At 66.9% G+C, this 16,692-nt stretch carries 15 protein-coding genes; 6 read left to right on the top strand and 9 right to left on the bottom strand.

From position 1 onward, the window contains the following. Window positions 1-26 precede the first annotated feature (26 nt). Together G6N25_RS02105 and G6N25_RS24070 are read right to left on the bottom strand one after the other, a co-directional pair. Entirely contained in the window at window positions 27-1,373 is a 1,347-nt protein-coding gene (locus G6N25_RS02105; RefSeq protein ID WP_142272685.1) for a hypothetical protein, read from the bottom strand. 58 nt (window positions 1,374-1,431) lie between these two features. Beyond that, window positions 1,432-2,733, bottom strand: a complete 1,302-nt coding sequence (locus G6N25_RS24070; RefSeq protein ID WP_158084890.1) for a PGRS repeat-containing protein — start codon at window positions 2,731-2,733, stop codon at window positions 1,432-1,434. Window positions 2,734-4,052: 1,319 nt separating this feature from the next. On the opposite strand from G6N25_RS24070, the gene G6N25_RS02095 reads away from it, so the two are divergent. After that, window positions 4,053-4,298 (top strand): hypothetical protein, encoded by a 246-nt coding sequence (locus G6N25_RS02095; RefSeq protein WP_142272686.1) that lies wholly within the window; start codon window positions 4,053-4,055, stop codon window positions 4,296-4,298. Window positions 4,299-4,548: 250 nt separating this feature from the next. On the opposite strand, the gene G6N25_RS02090 is transcribed toward G6N25_RS02095, so the two are convergent. The 6 genes from G6N25_RS02090 to G6N25_RS02065 all read right to left on the bottom strand — a co-directional run bounded on the left by G6N25_RS02090 (window position 4,549) and on the right by G6N25_RS02065 (window position 8,440). Beyond that, window positions 4,549-5,343, bottom strand: a complete 795-nt coding sequence (locus G6N25_RS02090; protein ID WP_083074614.1) for an alpha/beta hydrolase — start codon at window positions 5,341-5,343, stop codon at window positions 4,549-4,551. Window positions 5,344-5,475: 132 nt separating this feature from the next. Beyond that, window positions 5,476-5,820, bottom strand: a complete 345-nt coding sequence (locus G6N25_RS02085; RefSeq protein ID WP_158084891.1) for a type II toxin-antitoxin system PemK/MazF family toxin — start codon at window positions 5,818-5,820, stop codon at window positions 5,476-5,478. Then, window positions 5,817-6,047, bottom strand: a complete 231-nt coding sequence (locus tag G6N25_RS02080) for a hypothetical protein (protein ID WP_083074616.1) — start codon at window positions 6,045-6,047, stop codon at window positions 5,817-5,819. Before G6N25_RS02080 ends, G6N25_RS02085 begins: the two co-directional genes overlap by 4 nt. 343 nt (window positions 6,048-6,390) lie before the next feature. Then, on the bottom strand, window positions 6,391-6,924 hold the full coding sequence (locus tag G6N25_RS02075) for a hypothetical protein (RefSeq protein ID WP_083074617.1): 534 nt from the start codon (window positions 6,922-6,924) through the stop codon (window positions 6,391-6,393). 262 nt (window positions 6,925-7,186) lie between these two features. Beyond that, on the bottom strand, window positions 7,187-7,786 hold the full coding sequence (locus G6N25_RS02070; protein WP_142272687.1) for a type IV toxin-antitoxin system AbiEi family antitoxin domain-containing protein: 600 nt from the start codon (window positions 7,784-7,786) through the stop codon (window positions 7,187-7,189). Window positions 7,787-8,122: 336 nt separating this feature from the next. Continuing rightward, window positions 8,123-8,440 (bottom strand): nucleotidyltransferase family protein, encoded by a 318-nt coding sequence (locus G6N25_RS02065; protein ID WP_083074619.1) that lies wholly within the window; start codon window positions 8,438-8,440, stop codon window positions 8,123-8,125. A 453-nt stretch (window positions 8,441-8,893) separates the two neighbouring features. Between G6N25_RS02065 and ffh the strand changes: the two genes are divergently transcribed. Genes ffh through G6N25_RS02040 form a run of 5 tightly spaced genes read left to right on the top strand, consistent with a single transcriptional unit; the run spans window position 8,894 to window position 15,695 of the window. Beyond that, window positions 8,894-10,462 carry a signal recognition particle protein gene (gene ffh, locus G6N25_RS02060; protein ID WP_083074620.1) on the top strand — a complete coding sequence of 523 codons (1,569 nt, stop codon included), beginning with the start codon at window positions 8,894-8,896 and terminating at the stop codon, window positions 10,460-10,462. Between the two features lie 14 nt (window positions 10,463-10,476). Then, complete coding sequence (locus tag G6N25_RS02055) at window positions 10,477-11,562, top strand: metal-dependent hydrolase family protein (RefSeq protein WP_142272689.1); 1,086 nt, start codon at window positions 10,477-10,479, stop codon at window positions 11,560-11,562. Window positions 11,563-11,572: 10 nt separating this feature from the next. Next, window positions 11,573-13,240: a serine/threonine-protein kinase gene (locus tag G6N25_RS02050; RefSeq protein ID WP_083074622.1), complete on the top strand. Its 1,668-nt coding sequence runs from the start codon at window positions 11,573-11,575 to the stop codon at window positions 13,238-13,240. Window positions 13,241-13,243: 3 nt separating this feature from the next. After that, window positions 13,244-15,091, top strand: a complete 1,848-nt coding sequence (locus G6N25_RS02045; protein WP_142272688.1) for an N-acyl-D-amino-acid deacylase family protein — start codon at window positions 13,244-13,246, stop codon at window positions 15,089-15,091. Window position 15,092: 1 nt separating this feature from the next. Then, a complete protein-coding gene (locus tag G6N25_RS02040; RefSeq protein WP_083074624.1) occupies window positions 15,093-15,695 on the top strand; it encodes a TetR/AcrR family transcriptional regulator in 603 nt (200 codons plus the stop codon). A 7-nt stretch (window positions 15,696-15,702) separates the two neighbouring features. On the opposite strand, the gene G6N25_RS02035 is transcribed toward G6N25_RS02040, so the two are convergent. Beyond that, window positions 15,703-16,569 (bottom strand): D-alanyl-D-alanine carboxypeptidase family protein, encoded by an 867-nt coding sequence (locus tag G6N25_RS02035; protein WP_083074625.1) that lies wholly within the window; start codon window positions 16,567-16,569, stop codon window positions 15,703-15,705. Window positions 16,570-16,692: the final 123 nt, after the last annotated feature.

Genomic DNA, 16,692 nt, shown 5'->3' with positions numbered 1-16,692 from the left:
CTGGGCGAGCAGACCCGCACTGCAACTCAGAACAGCGACGTAAGGAGGTGAGCCGCCAGTGTCCCCAGCTGAGGCGCCAACGTCCCGGCAAGGTTCGTCGCCAGCGACGGAGCTATACCACCGATCTCAGCCGCGAGCGACGGAGCAATCCCCGAGAAATCGGCCGCGATCGACGGAGCCAGACCGGAGAGGTTGGCCGCGATCGACGGAGCAATCCCCACGACCCCGGCCGGAGCGGCAAACGCCGCGCTTGCGCCAGTGGCCGCACTAGCCAAACCACCGACACCGGCGTACGCCTGGAAGAGATTAATCAGCTGATTGAGGACTGTCTGCGGTGTCGGCCACGCCCAAACGACGTTACTGGGGATAGGATTGGTAATTGGGTTGTTAAAACCGAAAAGTGAGGACGCTTGGGCCAGAAATTGCTGGACCGTCGCCGCGAGATCTCCACCCTGCACGATATTGGGCGCACCGGGATAAACGATCGAGTTCGCCGTACCTTGGGGGACATACGTGGTGAAGAAATACAACAAGCCACCCCCGGTCCAACCCCCGGCGATGTTGGTGGACGGGCTGAGGAGACCGGGAACAAAACCGTCGGTGAAGGAGGATGTGAAACCGTTGAGGAACTGCCCGGCGAATGCGCCCGGAATATTGAGCAAGTTGGTCACCCCCGCGAGCAGGTCCCCAGAGGCAAACCCATCAGAAGCGAGCTGGACATCCGAGCCCAGAGCATACCCAAGATACCCCGGCCAGAAGAGACCGACTTGCCCGGTCAAATACACGTAAGCGTTGCCTAGCAGGAAATTCACGGCGTTCGGCAAATTCTCCAACTCCTGCGGAAGCAGAGGCAAAAGGTCTTGTAGCGGGAGACCAAACGAATTGAGAAACGCCGGGAGACCATCGTTGGCTATGTTAAAAAACCCGTCCGTGAAGTCCCCCTGCCCGACTTGGGAGATTCCCTGAAACAACCTCGGCCAGAAACCTCCAGCTCCCGCTCCGGTGTAGAGGTTAACTAGGCGTAGCGCGGATTCTTGGAAGCCGGGAATTACCAGGGTCCCGTAGTTGTGGGCCTGGTTCGCGAGGACTTGCTCTAGCACCGGGGCAAGACCATAAGCGGTCGCCGACGCGTAATCGGCTTGTAGGTTGGCGGCCGCGCCGGTGAAGACGTTGATCCAGGTTTGGATCGGGTTGACCACCCCGGGATCGTCGGTGCTCAGCAGCTGCACCGCCCGCTGCTGGATGTCTGCGGCGCTGCGGTGCAGGTCGGCGGCGACATTGTTGGAGACTGCCGGTGTCAGGGCGATCAGGCTGGCACCCACTGCCGCGGCACCCGCGGCGACCAGGGGCCGAAGGGCTGTTAGCTGTTGCATGTGTGTTGCTCCTTTACTGATTAGTGGTCTAGGTATTCGTGGACGTAAGGGGAGGCCATCACCCGCGGATCGTGCTGCCCGCCGCACCGTTTAGGCCCAAAAGCCCGGCGTAGCCGCCCTTACCACCAAAGATGGGGTTGCTGTAGACCTCAGGGCCGTTCCACGAGCTGCCGCCGTTACCCCCGTTGCCGGCCAGTACCCCCCCGAACCCGCCGTTGCCACCCGCGCTGCCCTGCCCGCTGGTTGGGCTGCTGCCAGCGCCGCTAGCGCCGCCAGCGCCGCCGTTGCCGACCAGCCAGGCCCCGTTACCGCCAACGCCGCCGTTGCCCCCCTTATTGTTTCCGTTGCCACCGACACCGCCGGCGCCCCCGTTGCCGAACAGGAGGCCGGCGGAACCGCCGTTACCGGCACTGCCGGGTATGCTGCCGCTGAAACCGGCGCCACCAGCACCGCCGTTGCCCATCAGCAAACCGCCGTTACCGCCGTTGCCGCCGGCGCCGACGCGGCTGAAAGCGGCGCCGCCTATACCGCCGTTGCCGATCAGCCCGGCCGAACCGCCCACACCGCCGGCGGGGCTGGTGGCGGTACCGGCCGCGCCGGCGCCGCCGTCGCCGAACAAGAACCCGCCAGAGCCGAGGTTGCCGACGGGCAGCCATTGCCCTAATGGTGAGGTGTTGGTGCCGGTGAATCCGTTGACGCCGTTACCGATCAGGTCGCGCCCGAACAGGGCGACGAACGGGGTGTTGATGACTCCGTCGATTTGTTGGCCGGTGGGGCTGGCTATCCAGGTTTGGCCGGCGGTGTAGACCGCGCCATAGAAGCTGTCGAACGTGTTGTAGACGAGGTTGTTCAGCGCGGCCTTAGGTGAGTTCGCCGCAGCGACCGCCGCGTCTAGCCCGCCACCACTAAGGGCCGCGGCCGCGCTGGCATGCATGCCTTCGATGGCCGCGTTCAGGCCGCCGGTGTTAAAGGCGGCGGCGCTGGCGTTAAGGCTGTTGGTGATGCTGGCCAGGGCAGCCGAATGCACACCCTGGAAGGCCGCCGCGCTGGCGTTGACGCTGTTAGTGAGGCCTTGGAGGGCACCGGTTTGCAGGCCCGCGAGTGCACCCGCGCCGAGGCCGTTCATGGCGGTGGTGCCCGCGTTAGCGGCGGTGCTGACGGTGCCGATGAGGGGTTGGATGATGGGGTTGATGATCATGTCCAGCACCCCCGCCTGCGCGGAAGGCGCAACCACCGGTGCCATGGTGGCGGTCAGCAACGCACCCGCGGCGGTACCTAGGCCGACCACACGACCACGACGAGCCGCCTTCACGTTGCGCGAGCGACGGTCTCGCCTCATGCTGTGCTGCTTACGCTTCATCTGCGCGCCTTCCTGTCATAACCGATAAAACGATGTGTCCGAGCCCGTACTTGAGAAAAAACCAGGTACTGGCCGTTGTTGATCTGGTTCACCCTGTGCTTCTGGCTGGTAACAGAGGTGAACATACCTAAGAATTACGTCGAGAAAATCGTGCAATACACTCGGCAATTGGTTGTGGTGGAAGGAAATTGGCAGCAAAAAATCCACTCAAAATAGCCCCGAAAATTATTGGCCTTTCGAAAATGCTTGATGGCGCTGTCGCACCCCGCGACTGGGGGGCATCGTGGAATGTCGATCCGAGGGCAGTGCGGCCGTGTTGTCGGTCACCCGCCGAGGCGCGCGGCGCGGGAAGCAAACGTCGCTATCGGGATGGGGGCCGCGATCGGGCGGGTCTGGTAGGCGGGTGCGGCCGGGTCGGCGGGCCGGCGAGGTGCGGCGATTTCGTCGGTGTTGACGAAGATACTTCTCGGCGATCACCTGCTGGGATTCGGCGATCGTCCTTGGTGACAGCGTAATTAAGGGTTCTTGCCCTGTTGCCCAGGTGAGTGGCTGCCGCTTCTCGGCGTCCCCCACTGGCCGGCGTGGGTAGTGGGTGTCTTGTCTTTGTGTGGGCCGGCGCAGCATGTTTGACGCGGGAATGTCTACCTGGACGGTGACATGGGGGTCGGGCGGGCAGAGGGTCGCGACGGTCGGGGCAATCCTGAGAAAAAGTGAGATTGCCTCCTGGTGGCATGAGGTCATCACGATGTGTCGGCTACATGCTGGCGAAGCCAGCAACAGCAAATTCAGTTATTCGCTGTATGACTTGCCAAACGGCCACATAGTAATGGGTGCAGCTATCGTGAGTGAGGAGCAGGCACGAGTCGGGCTTGTTACCGGCAGGTACTTTCAAACTGAACTATCGCAGCATCGAAGAGATGTTGCTGACGTACGCGTAGCAGCATGCTCACCAGTGTTTTCGCAACTTTTTAGGGATTGCCGTGCTGCGTGTTTCCGAAGTGATCGGCAAATGTCCACCGAAAACCCTGCAGGCTCAGGTTCTTCTTAGGTACGTACAGCTCGCCGGCCGGCAAGGACCGACACTCTCCTGACCGCTGTGACGGCATAACAGGCTGTGACGATGACCCCCAAGTCCGGCCGCACTGGTCACTAGCGATCTGATCAACCTGGTTAATACTCCTGGCGCGGTAGCTAACGGCTTCCTTAACGGGACGCCTACCGGTGGGCTGCTGGTTACGAATGGCCTGCTCAACCAGGTATTAAACACTATTTCCCCAACTCTCGCGACAAAGATCGTTGCTCCCGGTGCGGTGAACATCATGACCGCCAAGGGCAATGTCGGGTTCGCGGCCCTCCAAACCGCATTCCAGGGCCTCGCGAACGGGTTCACTAACGGCTGGCCGTCCCTGACTCCTATCGTCAACGACGTTAGCGCTGGATTGACGTCACTGTTGCAAAGCATCCCCTCTGTGGTGTCGAATCTTCCGTTGATATTGAGCAACTTCGGCGGGGCATTGGCAAGCAATATTGGATTGTTGATTTCCAACCTCCTCAGATTGCTCTGACTCCGTTGGTGGTTACCGATGCGAGCCGGTGACCGCTAACGGCACTCGGCCCCCTTCCGCAAGAAGGGGGCCGAGTCGATTAGTGGTGGCTTCCAAATGACACTCGAACGGTTTTTATCATGACCCGCTGGCCACACGGCTTCCTATAAATGCGCGGAATGCGCAAGGGCACGCAAGATCCTTCCTGCCCGCGACGGCTATAAAATCTGAAATGCCAACGCTTTTCGTCGCAGCAGCGACTCGAGTCTGGCTATGACGCGTGGCTTGCCAAGTTGCGCGTTTCCAGCCAGGCGTCGATTCGTTTGGCGACATCGGCCCATCCGGGTTCGAGCATCATGTTGTGGCCCATGGGAAAGAATTCCGGCTTGGTCCGGTAGGCGCGCGCCGTGGCGCGCACATCGCCGACGCTGACGAAGCCGTCGTGCACGGCGCCAAGGACCAGGATCGGGGTGTTCACCCGCCGGGTTCTGACGCGGCGGACCATCGGATCGGTCATGGCCGCGCGAATGCTCTCGGCTCCGGTGCGTTGCATGCAGGATTCGACGATCGCCTCGGGTGTGTCGGCGCAGAAGAGGTATTCGCGGGCCAGCGCCGGGGTGGCGAGGAATTTCAGCAGCGTGCGGTCGGCCCACGCTTCCATGGTCATCGACGGCCGGCGGCGCCAGACTCGCAACGCCAACCTGAGCACGCCCTGCGGTGGCACGGAGCCCACCAACACCGCAGCCGGTGCGCTGCGCTGTTCGAGGTAGCGCTGGATCACAAAGCCGCCCAGGGAATGGCCGATCAGCACCGGGGCGCCACCCAGGTCGCCGGCGACCGAACGGACGTCGTCGAGGTAGTCGGCGATGGAAACCTTGTGCAACGGCTTGGCCGTGGGGCTGGTGCCGTGCCCGCGCAGGCTGATCGCGACCGCGCGGTATCCCGCATCGGCGAAGAAGTCCAGGAACTGCTCCCAGCACCACGCGCCATGCCAGCCCCCGTGCACGAAGAGCAACGGCACCGGATGCGTGTCCGTGCAGGACCCCTTGTCGATCACCTCGAGCATAAGCTGGGCCCCTTTGCCGCGACGCCCTTTATAGTCCGCGAGCGTAACGCCACCGCGAAAAATCCGGCTTGGATTCGCAGCGGCGTTACGGCGGCGACGTCGCGCGTGCGCTCTGGCGAGCGAGACGACGGCTTAAATGATCAGCATTTGCGCCACGACGTGTCGCACGTCGTTTAGTTCGGCGGCGGAGAGCTGGATCTCTGGTGCGTAGCGGCGAAACCGCTCGGCGGATACGGTGCGGATCTGCTCGGTGATGACCCAGCCGCCACCGGAGCCGGCGTGGACCCGGTGTATCCAGCCGACGCGCTCCACGCTGGTCAGCGGCAGCACACAAATCAGCCGCCGCATCGTCAGGTCCAGGTGGAAACGGGATGAAACCACCAGCGCGGGCCGGTCCTTGCCCTGCTCGCGGCCGCGCACGGGATCGAAGTCGACAAACCACACTTGCCCCGACTCGATGCGCGGCGGGTGCCTCACCGCATCCACTCATCGGCAATCGGCGTCTCAGCACCCGCCCATTCCTCAGCCTCGCCGAGGTAGTCCGCCCACCCTTGGGGGTCGTCCTCACGGTAGCGGCGGACCGCGGCGATGGCAGTGGCCTGCCAGTGCTCATCGATCAGCCGGCGGATCGTCTCATCAGCCGATGCGCCGCCGAACTCCTCGCGACCGATCCGCAACACCTTTTCACGGGTCTCGTCACTCACGCGTAACACCCAGCCAGCGTACAGCTATGTAAACGAACTTGTTAACGACGTGGTGGCGTTGGAGTCAGGTCCTCGCACTGATCCGCAACAACTTTCGTGGTCAGACTCGTGGAAAATTTGTGGCCACCGCTCCGCGACGCCCTTTATAGTCCGCGAGCGTAACGCCACCGCGAAAAATCTGCCGCGCCGAAAGTCGCGGTGGCTCTCCGCTCGCCGGGAAGGAGGGGGCCGTGACATCGGCCTGCTGTATAGTTGATTTCGCCTGGGGCAGTAGCCGCAGGAAGTGAGCCCGAGACCCGGCCGGACGACCGCGGCGCTCGGGCTTCGCGCTTGTCCAGGGCGTTTAGACACTTTTGACCGAGATGACCGCGCGGATGTGGCTGCGCCAGCGGCCCCCTTTGGCCCAACACCAAGCAAACGCGTCGGGAATCCCGAGGAGACCTTCGGTCGCAGCGCGACGGTGTTCGTAGCGCAGTGTCGCCTCGCGGCCGGCGGCACGCACCGCTCGGTAGAGCAGCTGGCGATCAAAGTGGACGAGAGTTTCGTCTTGGTCGAGGACGATCAAGGTATCGGCATCACTGACAGCGAGGTCTGCAACGAGTGCTCGCAGGCACGCAGCCCGGGCCTGCAGTTGTGTGCGGTGCCGACGCCCCGCATCGTAAACGGTTGTCCGCAGACCAGCGGCCACCAGCACCTTAGCGATGCTCTCCTTTCGGCCGTCGGCCTCGTCCTTCATATGGAGGTGCTGTTGACCTGGCTTGAGGAGATCCTGGACCACAGCCCGCGCCGGACCGAGTTCATCGCCGACGATGATCGTGGCGGCCACCAGGTAACCGCCGTGCTTTGTTTCGTCGACGTAGATGTGCCGGGCCGCCATCGAAGTTCTCCAGTTCCAGTGCAAAAACCGGACAAACCCGAGAAGTCGCGCGCTATTCAACGGTTAGCAACGCCGACCCGCGTTTGGCCTCAATCATGCTTCCACACCCAGAAGCGTTTTGAACGTCGCCAGCCCGCCAGCGGAACGCCGCCGCTTGAATCCGCCCGCCGAAAGTCGCAGCGGCGTTCCGCTTGCCGGGAAGAAGGGGTGGATGGGGGCAATCGCCATTGGTTGGCGGCGTTGGCCACTTCCCGGTTGGTGATCACACGTCGACCTCAACGTTGACTGATAGTCCCCATCGCGAGGACCGGTGCCCCGACGCTGGCAGGGCCGGTTCGAGTCGCACGACACCCGACGTCGCGTGTTCTTGGCACTGCCGGATGAGCGGCTCGTCATGGATTCCTAGTCGCTCGACCAGGTAGCCCAACCTTTTGAACGCGGCGCCATTACAGAGTCGGCCGACGGAATTGGTGAGCGCCAACGAGTCGCCATCGCTCAGATACGTATCGAGAATTTCAGCAACATGCCTGATTCCACCGCCAAGAGCTGGGGAATCAAGCAGCTCGGCGACCGTGCGCGCAGGGTCGGTGACCAACACGCGCCGCTCGTGACGCCACTCTGGACGCAGTCCCCAAGTAAGGCGCTCGGCATCAACGTGGTGTACGAGATAGGCGTTGCCGGCCAGCGCCTGCTCGACCTGCCGGACACGCTGGGTCGTGGCAATGACGGTGGCGCGGAAAACTTGGTCGGTGAGTGACCAATGATTGGCCGCCGTCCAACCCGTCACATAGCAGGGCCCCCAGGCCAGATCGGCCAGATACCACGGGTCTTCCGACCAGCCGGCGGGGTCAGGTGCGTCCACCGGAACTGCCAGGTATAGACCGCGTTTCACCCGGCGTAACCATCCGCGCGACGCCCAGCCCGCGAGTCGCCTCGCCACCTGCTGCCGCGACGTGTTGAGCGCTACCGCGGCGTGCTCGACGCTGACCGTTCGCGCTCCTAGAGGTAACAAAGATGCCAGCTCACGGCGCCCAGACGCTGTCAGGCCCCCAGCCTCGCTCCGTGTCGACATGGTGACAGTCTAAGTCCAGAAATTACCCTCAGGAAGAAAATACTGGATCAGCATAGTCAGTGCGGAAGTCCTAGACCTTGGCAATCGCTGTCTGGATGTCAATCAAACGGTCTCGCACTGATCTGGTCACAAGGCGATGACCTGCGTGCGTGCCGACGCGGATACGCCGTGTTTAAGCAGGCCGTCATAGGCGACGTCGACTGGCATCTGGAGCAACTCTTCCAGTTCGAGCCGAATGCCGGACAGTCGCGACAGTCGGCTACCTGGCCCTCCGTCGGAGAGGTCCAGCAGGATGTCAACGTCGCTGCCTGGCCTGGCGGTGCCTTGGGCTACTGATCCGAACAGCCGCGGGTTGCTGGCACCGTATTTGGCGAGCACGTCGCCGATTTCTTTCCTGTGCTTGCGCACACGCTCCAGCGCTCGCTTGCTATACGTGCTGCTCACGTCCCGATTTTACGGGGTGAATCGGGTGGGCGGGGTATAGCGGCGACGGGAACTGGCTCAAGGACTGGCGTGGTGGCCCGCGCGAAGTTCCTCGATCGACTCGACCAGGAGGACGAACGGCCATCGACCAGAACCACTACGAGAAGCTCGCGGACTGGGCAGAGAGCGACGACCGCGAGATCCATCCCGAACGGGGGCGAAATCGGCCGCGTCGCGCAGGAAGCTAGCCGGGAACTCATCAGGCGCGCCGGGGGACGGCTGACACTTATCCCGCCGCGTTCATGCCTTGCCGAGGACGCGTAATAGACGCGTAGGAGAGATCCGACCGCGCCGTCAAGCCGTTCTCGCCCCCGGCGAGTGTCACGCCAGGGCAACTCCCGTCAACGAGCGTCACGCTAGCGTGACGCTCGCGCCGGTGAGGGCGGGCCGACCGATCACCATTAGGCTGGCGGCGTGTTTGAATCGCTGTCCGACCGGTTGACCGGTGCCCTTCAGGGGCTGCGCGGCAAGGGTCGACTGACCGACGCCGACATCGAGGCCACCACCCGCGAAATCCGGCTCGCGCTGCTGGAGGCCGATGTTTCGCTTCCCGTCGTGCGGGCGTTTGTGCACCGGATCAAGGAACGCGCCCGGGGCGCCGAGGTCTCCGGCGCCCTCAATCCGGCGCAGCAGGTCGTCAAGATCGTCAACGAAGAGCTCATCGGCATCCTGGGCGGGCAGACCCGCCGGCTCGCGTTCGCCAAGACGCCGCCGACCGTGATCATGCTGGCCGGCCTGCAGGGTTCCGGTAAAACATCGCTGGCCGGCAAGTTGGCGACATGGCTTCGCGGCCAGGGGCACACGCCGCTGCTGGTGGCGTGCGACCTGCAGCGGCCGGCCGCCGTCAATCAGCTGCAGGTCGTCGGCGAGCGCGCCGGCGTGCCGGCGTTCGCGCCGCATCCCGGGGAGTCGCCGGAGTCCGGCCCCGGTGATCCGGTCGCCGTCGCCGCCCAAGGGCTCGCCGAGGCCCGCGCCAAGCACTTCGACGTCGTCATTGTGGACACCGCCGGCCGGCTGGGCATCGACGACGAGCTGATGTCGCAGGCCGCGGCCATCCGGGACGCCATCGACCCCGACGAGGTGCTGTTCGTCCTGGACGCGATGATCGGCCAGGACGCCGTCACCACCGCCGAGGCGTTCCGCGAGGGCGTCGGCTTCACCGGCGTGGTGCTGACCAAGCTCGACGGCGACGCCCGCGGCGGCGCCGCGCTGTCGGTCCGCGAGGTGACCGGCGTCCCCATCCTTTTCGCCTCCACCGGCGAGAAGCTCGAGGACTTCGACGTCTTCCACCCCGACCGGATGGCCAGCCGCATCCTGGGCATGGGCGACGTGCTGAGCCTGATCGAACAGGCCGAGCAGGTCTTCGACGCCGAGCAGGCTGAGGCCGCCGCCGCCAAAATCGGCACCGGCGAGCTGACGCTGGAGGACTTCCTGGAGCAGATGCTCGCCATCCGCAAGATGGGCCCGATCGGCAACCTGCTGGGCATGCTGCCCGGCGCCGGCCAGATGAAGGAGGCGCTGGCCCAGGTCGACGACAGCCAACTCGACCGGCTGCAGGCCATCATCCGTGGCATGACGCCCGCGGAGCGGGCCGACCCGAAGATCATCAACGCCTCGCGGCGGTTGCGGATCGCCAACGGCTCGGGGGTGACGGTGTCGGAGGTCAACCAGCTGGTCGACCGCTTCTTCGAGGCCCGCAAGATGATGTCGTCGATGCTCGGCGGCATGGGCATCCCGGGCATGGGTCGCAGGTCGGCGACGCGAAAGGCCAAGGGCAGCAAGGGCAAGAAGGGCAAGAAGCGCGGCCCCACGCCGCCGAAGGTCAGGAGCCCGCTCGGCGCGGGAATGCCGGGCATGCCGAACATGCCGGCCGGGTTCCCCGACCTGTCGCAGATGCCCGACGGCCTCAACGAGCTGCCGCCCGGGCTGGCCGACTTCGACCTGTCCAAGCTGAAGTTCCCGGGCAACCCGGGAAGAAAGTAGCCGCGCGGGTGCGCATGCACGTGCGGGGTCTCTGGCTGCCCGACGAGACCGAGCTGCAGCTGTGGATCGTCGACGGCCGCCTCAGCACCGAACCGGTGGCCGGGGCCGACACCGTCTTCGGGGCCTCTGGAGGCGGCTGGATCCTGCCCGGCCTGGTCGACGCGCACTGCCACGTCGGGCTCGGCGACCACGGCGAGATCCCACTCGACGAGGCCGTCGCCCAGGCCGAGACCGAACGCGACGCCGGCGCGCTGCTGCTGCGCGACTGCGGCGCACCGACCGACACCCGCAGCCTCGACGACCGCGACGACCTGCCCCGCCTCATCCGGGCCGGCAAGCACCTGGCTCGACCCAAGCGCTACCAGGCCGGCTTCTCCGTCGAACTCGATGACGAATCCCAGCTGCCGGCGGCGGTGGCCGAGGAGGCCAGCCGCGGCGACGGCTGGGTCAAGCTCGTCGGCGACTGGATCGACCGCGGCGTCGGCGACCTCGCGCCCCTGTGGTCCGACGACGTGCTCAAGGCCGCCATCGACACCGCGCACGCTCACGGCGCCCGCGTCACCGCCCACGTCTTCGGCGAGGACGCGCTGCCCGGCCTCATCAACGCCGGCATCGACTGCATCGAACACGGCACCGGGCTCACCGACGACACCATCGCCCTGATGCTCGAGCACGGCACCGCGCTGGTTCCCACCCTGATCAACGTCGTCGAGAACTTCCCCGGCATCGCCGAGGCCGCCGTGCGCTACCCGTCCTACGCCGCCCACATGCGCGACCTGTACGCCCGCTGCCCCGGGCGGGTCGCGGCCGCGCTGGACGCGGGCGTGCCGGTGTACGCGGGCAGCGACGCCGGCAGCATGGTCGCGCACGGGCGGATCGCCGACGAGGTCGAGGCCCTCAAGGGCGTCGGGATGAGCCCGACCGACGCGCTGGGCGCGGCGTGCTGGGACGCGCGGCGCTGGCTGGGCAGGCCCGGCCTCGATCACGGGGCCTCGGCGGACCTGGTGTGCTATTCACAGGATCCGCGGCTGGGCCCCGCCGTGCTGAACCGGCCCGACCTTGTCATACTGCGCGGCAAGACGTTTCGGCCCCAAGACTAGGATCCTGTGAATGGCATTGGCCAGCGGCGCGACGTTCGCCGGATACACGGTCGCCCGCAGGCTCGGCGCTGGAGCGACCGGCGCGGTCTACCTTGTCCAGGACCTCCGATCGTCGCGCTGGCGCGCGCTGAAGGTCCTCTCGCCGGAGTTGTCGATGGACGCCGAATTCCGCGAGCGGTTTCGGGCGGAGACCCCGGCCGCGGTAAGCCTCCGTCACCCGCACCTCGTCGAGGTGCACGACCGCGGCGAGTTCGACGGCCAGCTGTACGTCGTGACGGAATACGTCGAGGGGATCAACGCCGCGCGGCTCATCGCCGATCGATTCCCGGCGGTCTCGCCGGCGGGCGAGGTGCTGGCCATCGTGACCGCCGTCGCCGGAGCCCTTGACCATGCCCACCAGCGCGGCCTGCAGCATCGCGATGTCAAACCCGCCAACATCCTGTTGACGGGCCGGGGCGACGGCGAACCGCGAATCCTGTTGTCCGACCTCGGAATAGCCGGGGGAGACGTTCCGGCCGGGACGGTCGGCTACACCGCCCCCGAACGGTTGACGGGCGCCTACCCCGACGGGCGCGCGGACCAGTACGCGTTGGCTGCCACCGCGTTTCACCTGCTGACCGGCGCACCGCCGGTGGCGTATTCCGATCCGGTCACCGCGGTCAACCACGCGCTCAACGCCGCGCCGCCCAGGCTCAGCGACCAGCGGCCGGAACTGGCGCGTCTCGATGGCGTGTTCTCCCGGGCACTCGCGAAAAGACACGCCGACCGGTTCGGGACCTGCCGCGAGTTCGCCGAAGCGGCGAACCGGCAGGCCGGCGTCTTCGCCCGCGACCGCAGCCCCGAAGCCGTTCTGGTGGCCGAGTATCCCGCCTATGCCCGGCCCGACGGCGGCACGGCGGTCGCCAATGTCCAATCCGCGGTCCGGCACCGCGCGACCCGGGCTCGCCGCCCGGGCGACCATTCCGCGGAACCCGCACACGGGCGGGAGCCGGCGGTGGGCGCCCCGGTCGGGCGCCGACGCAAGGTCGCGAGGGCCGCCGCGGCGGTGGCGCTCGCCGTGGGGCTGCTCGCCGCGGGCTTCGTCGTCGGGCGCAAGATGGGCACGACCGTCGCCCCAGCGACCAGCCCTGCCGCCAGCCCTACCGCCAACCCTTCCGCCAGCGCTCCGGCCGCGCCCGTCGCCCCGGTCGCCGCGCCCGTCCCATTCGACGGCACGTACCGCCTCGAGGTCCAGCGCACAAAGCAGACGTTCGACTACACGCCCGACCCCCAACCGCCCGACGCGAGCACGTGGTGGGCCTTTCGCTCGTCCTGCGCGCCGGGCGCGTGCACGGCCGTCGGCGTGCCGCTGGACGACGACGACCACAGCCAGGCGAAGTCGCCCGGCGGCGAGCCCGTCGTCCTGGACTTCCGCGACGGTCGCTGGCTGTCCCGGGCGGAGAGGTCGATGTTTCCCTGCGTCGGGTCGAACGGGGTGACGGCGACGCACGCCACGACGCAGGTGCTGTCGTTGCGTCCCCGGCCACAGGGCGGGTTGGCGGGCGAAATGACGGTCACGGTGCAAAGCGACGAGTGCGGCCAGCGGGGCGCCGTGCTGCGCGCGCCCGCGGTGGCCACGCGCGGGGGCGAGGTGCCGCCGGACGTGACGGTTCCCGACCCGGCCATGTTCCGTCGATAAAAGATTGCGAGTGCTTGCTATCTATGTTACGGTTCGTGGCGACCCGACGACCTGGAGGAAACCGTGGCCTACGACGTGATCATTCGCGAGGGATTGTGGTTCGACGGCACCGGTAGCGCGCCGCGGACCCGGACGCTCGGCATTCGCGACGGCGTGGTCGCCACGGTGGCCGAGGGGCCCTTGGACGAGACCGGTTGCCCCGAGGTGATCGACGCCGCCGGCAAGTGGATCGTGCCCGGGTTCATCGACGTGCACACCCACTATGACGCGGAGGTGCTGCTGAATCCCGGGCTGTCGGAGTCGGTGCGCCACGGTGTCACCACGGTGCTGCTGGGTAACTGTTCGCTCTCGACGGTCTACGCGGAGGCCGAGGACGCCGCCGACCTGTTCAGCCGGGTCGAGGCGGTGCCGCGCGAATACGTCTACGGCGCTTTGGATTCCGCCAAAACCTGGTCGACGGCCGCGGAGTACATCGCGGCGCTCGACGCCCTGCCGCTCGGGCCGAATGTCGGTTCGCTGCTTGGTCATTCGGACCTGCGGACCGCGGTGCTGGGGCTCGATCGCGCCACCGACGTGTCGGTCCGGCCCACCGACGCGGAGCTGGAGAAGATGGCGGCGCTGCTCGAGGCGGCGCTGGACGCCGGGATGCTCGGCATGTCGGGGATGGACGCCGCCATCGACAAGCTCGACGGCGACCGGTTCCGGTCGCGCGCGCTGCCGTCGACCTTCGCGACGTGGAGGGAGCGACGCAGGCTGATCAAGGTGTTGCGCGAGCGCGGCCGGCTGCTGCAGAGCGCCCCCGACGTCGAAAACCCGGTGTCGGCGCTGATGTTCTTCCTGACCGGCAGCCGGATCTTCGGGCGCGGCAAGGGAGTTCGGATGAGCATGCTGGTGTCCGCGGACGCCAAGTCGATGCCGCTGGCCGTGCACACGTTCGGGCTTGGCACCCGCGTGCTGAACAAGCTCCTGGGGGCCAGCGTGCGGTTCCAGCACCTGCCGGTCCCGTTCGAGCTGTACTCCGACGGCGTCGACCTGCCCGTCTTCGAGGAGTTCGGCGCCGGGACGGCGGCCCTGCACCTGCGCGACCAACTCGAACGCAACGAGCTGTTGGCCGACAAGGATTACCGCCGGAGGTTCCGGCGCGAATTCGACCGCATCAAGCTCGGGCCGTCGCTGTGGCACCGCGATTTCCACGACGCGGTGATCGTCGAATGTCCCGATACGTCGTTGATCGGCAAGAGCTTTGGCGCGATCGCTGTCGAGCGCGGGCTGCATCCGCTCGACGCGTTCCTCGACGTGCTCGTCGAAAACGGTGAGCGCAACGTGCGGTGGACCACCACCGTCGCCAACCACCGGCCCAGGCAGCTCAACAAGCTCGCCGCCGAACCCAGCGTCCACATGGGCTTCTCGGACGCCGGCGCGCACCTGCGCAACATGGCCTTCTACAACTTCCCGCTGAGGCTGCTCAAGCGCACCCGCGACGCCCACCGGGCCGGCGCGCCGTTCCTGTCCACGCAGCGGGCGGTGCATCGCCTGACCGGTGAGCTGGCGGAGTGGTTCGGCATCGACGCCGGCACCCTGCGCGAGGGCGACCGGGCGGACTTCGTCGTGATCGACCCGGCCGGCCTCGACGACTCGGTCGACGGCTACCACGAGGAGGCGGTGCCCTTCTACGGCGGCCTGCGCCGCATGGTCAACCGCAACGACGACGCCGTGATCGCGACCGGCGTGGGCGGCGCCGTCGTCTTCGAAAGGGGCCAATTCCGTGAGGGTTACGGCACGACCGTGAAGTCGGGCCGCTACCTGCGCGCGGGCGAGCGGCACGCGAGCGCCCTGAAGGTCGGAGCCTGACATGGCCAGGACCCAGCGGCAGCGCCGCGAGGAGACCGTCGGGCGGCTCCTCGACGCCTGCATCGACACCATCGTTGAGGTCGGCTACGCCCGCGCGTCGGCCGCCGTGATCACCAAGCGCGCGGGTGTGTCCGTCGGCGCCCTGTTCCGCCACTTCGACACCATGGGCGACTTCATGGCGGCCACGGCGTCCGAGGTGTTGCGCCGTCAGCTGGAGTCGTTCACCAAGCGGGTCGCCGAAATACCGGCCGACCGGCCGGCGCTGGAGGCGGCGCTGGCGATACTCCGCGACATCACCGGCGGCCCCACCAACGCCGTGCTCTACGAACTGTTGATCGCCGCCCGGACCGACGAAAAGCTCAGGGACACTTTGCAACACGAGCTTGGGCAGTACTCCGCGAAGATCCACGACGCCGCCCGCGCGCTGCCCGGCGCCGAAAACTTCCCGGAGGAAACGTTTCCGGTCGTCGTGGCGCTGCTGACGAACGTGTTCGACGGGGCCGCTGTGGTGGAAGGCGTTCTGCCGCAACCACACGTCGCGCAACAACGGATCCCGGTGCTGACGGCGCTGCTGACCGCGGCGCTGCCGAACGCGGCCCCATGACGGGCCGCTACAGCGAGCCGATGCCGGACTCCGGGTTGAGCGCGAAACCCCAGTCGAACAGGTTGCCCGCCTGGTCCCAATACGTCGGTCCGCCGGCCTTCACCAGCCCGTACATCATGGCGATCACCAGCCGGCGGCCACCGCGCGCGGCGGCGCCGACGAAGGTCTTGCGGGCCGCATTGGTGAAGCCGGTCTTGCCGCCGATGGCGCCGGGATAGCGCTGCAGCAGCTCGTCCTGGTTGTCGATCGGGTGATCGCCGTTGTCACCGGGGAACATCGCCGACGGCTCGGCGGTGATGTGCGCGAACATCGGGTTGGCCATCGCGGCGCGGAAGATGACGGCCAGGTCGTGCGCCGTCGACGCCCCGGAGCCGCCGGGCCCGTCCAGGCCCGACGGCGTCGCCGCGTGCGTGTCGGTCGCCCCCAGCGACGCGGCCTTGGCGTTCATCTTGGCCACCGTCGCGTCGGGCCCGCCCATCATGTGCGCCAGCGTGTTGGCGGCGTCGTTGCCCGAGACCAGCAGCAGGCCGTCCAGCAGCTGGCGCGCGGTATAGCTGCGGCCCGGTTTGATGCCGACGCAGTTGCACTCGACCTGCGTGTCCGCGGCGTCGGCGACGACGGTGGAGTCCAGGCTCAGCTGGTCCAGGGCGACCAGCGCGAGCAGCACCTTGATGGTGCTCGCGGGCGGGTGCGGCACGTTCTGGTCGCGGGCGGCCAGCACCTGGCCGCTGTCGAGGTCGGCCACGATCCAGGTCTGCGCCGGGCCGTCGGGGATCGGCACCGAGCCGACCGGCTGCGCGCTGTCGGCCCGCGACGTGGCGGTGGTGGCACCGACCGTGAGCAGCGCGGCAACCGCGGCCATGAGCTTCCGCATGGGCGCAAAGTTTAACCGCGCCCGCCACCACCCCCGCCGGCCACCACCCCCGCCGCGAGCGTGCGTGTTTGCACACGACACGCCGCGCGTAAGCGGCATTCTGCGCACGCTCGCGGCGAGGGG

Origin of the sequence: Mycobacterium heidelbergense, assembly GCF_010730745.1 — a bacterium.
Taxonomy (GTDB): domain Bacteria; phylum Actinomycetota; class Actinomycetes; order Mycobacteriales; family Mycobacteriaceae; genus Mycobacterium; species Mycobacterium heidelbergense.
This window is presented reverse-complemented; position numbering and strand designations above follow the sequence as displayed.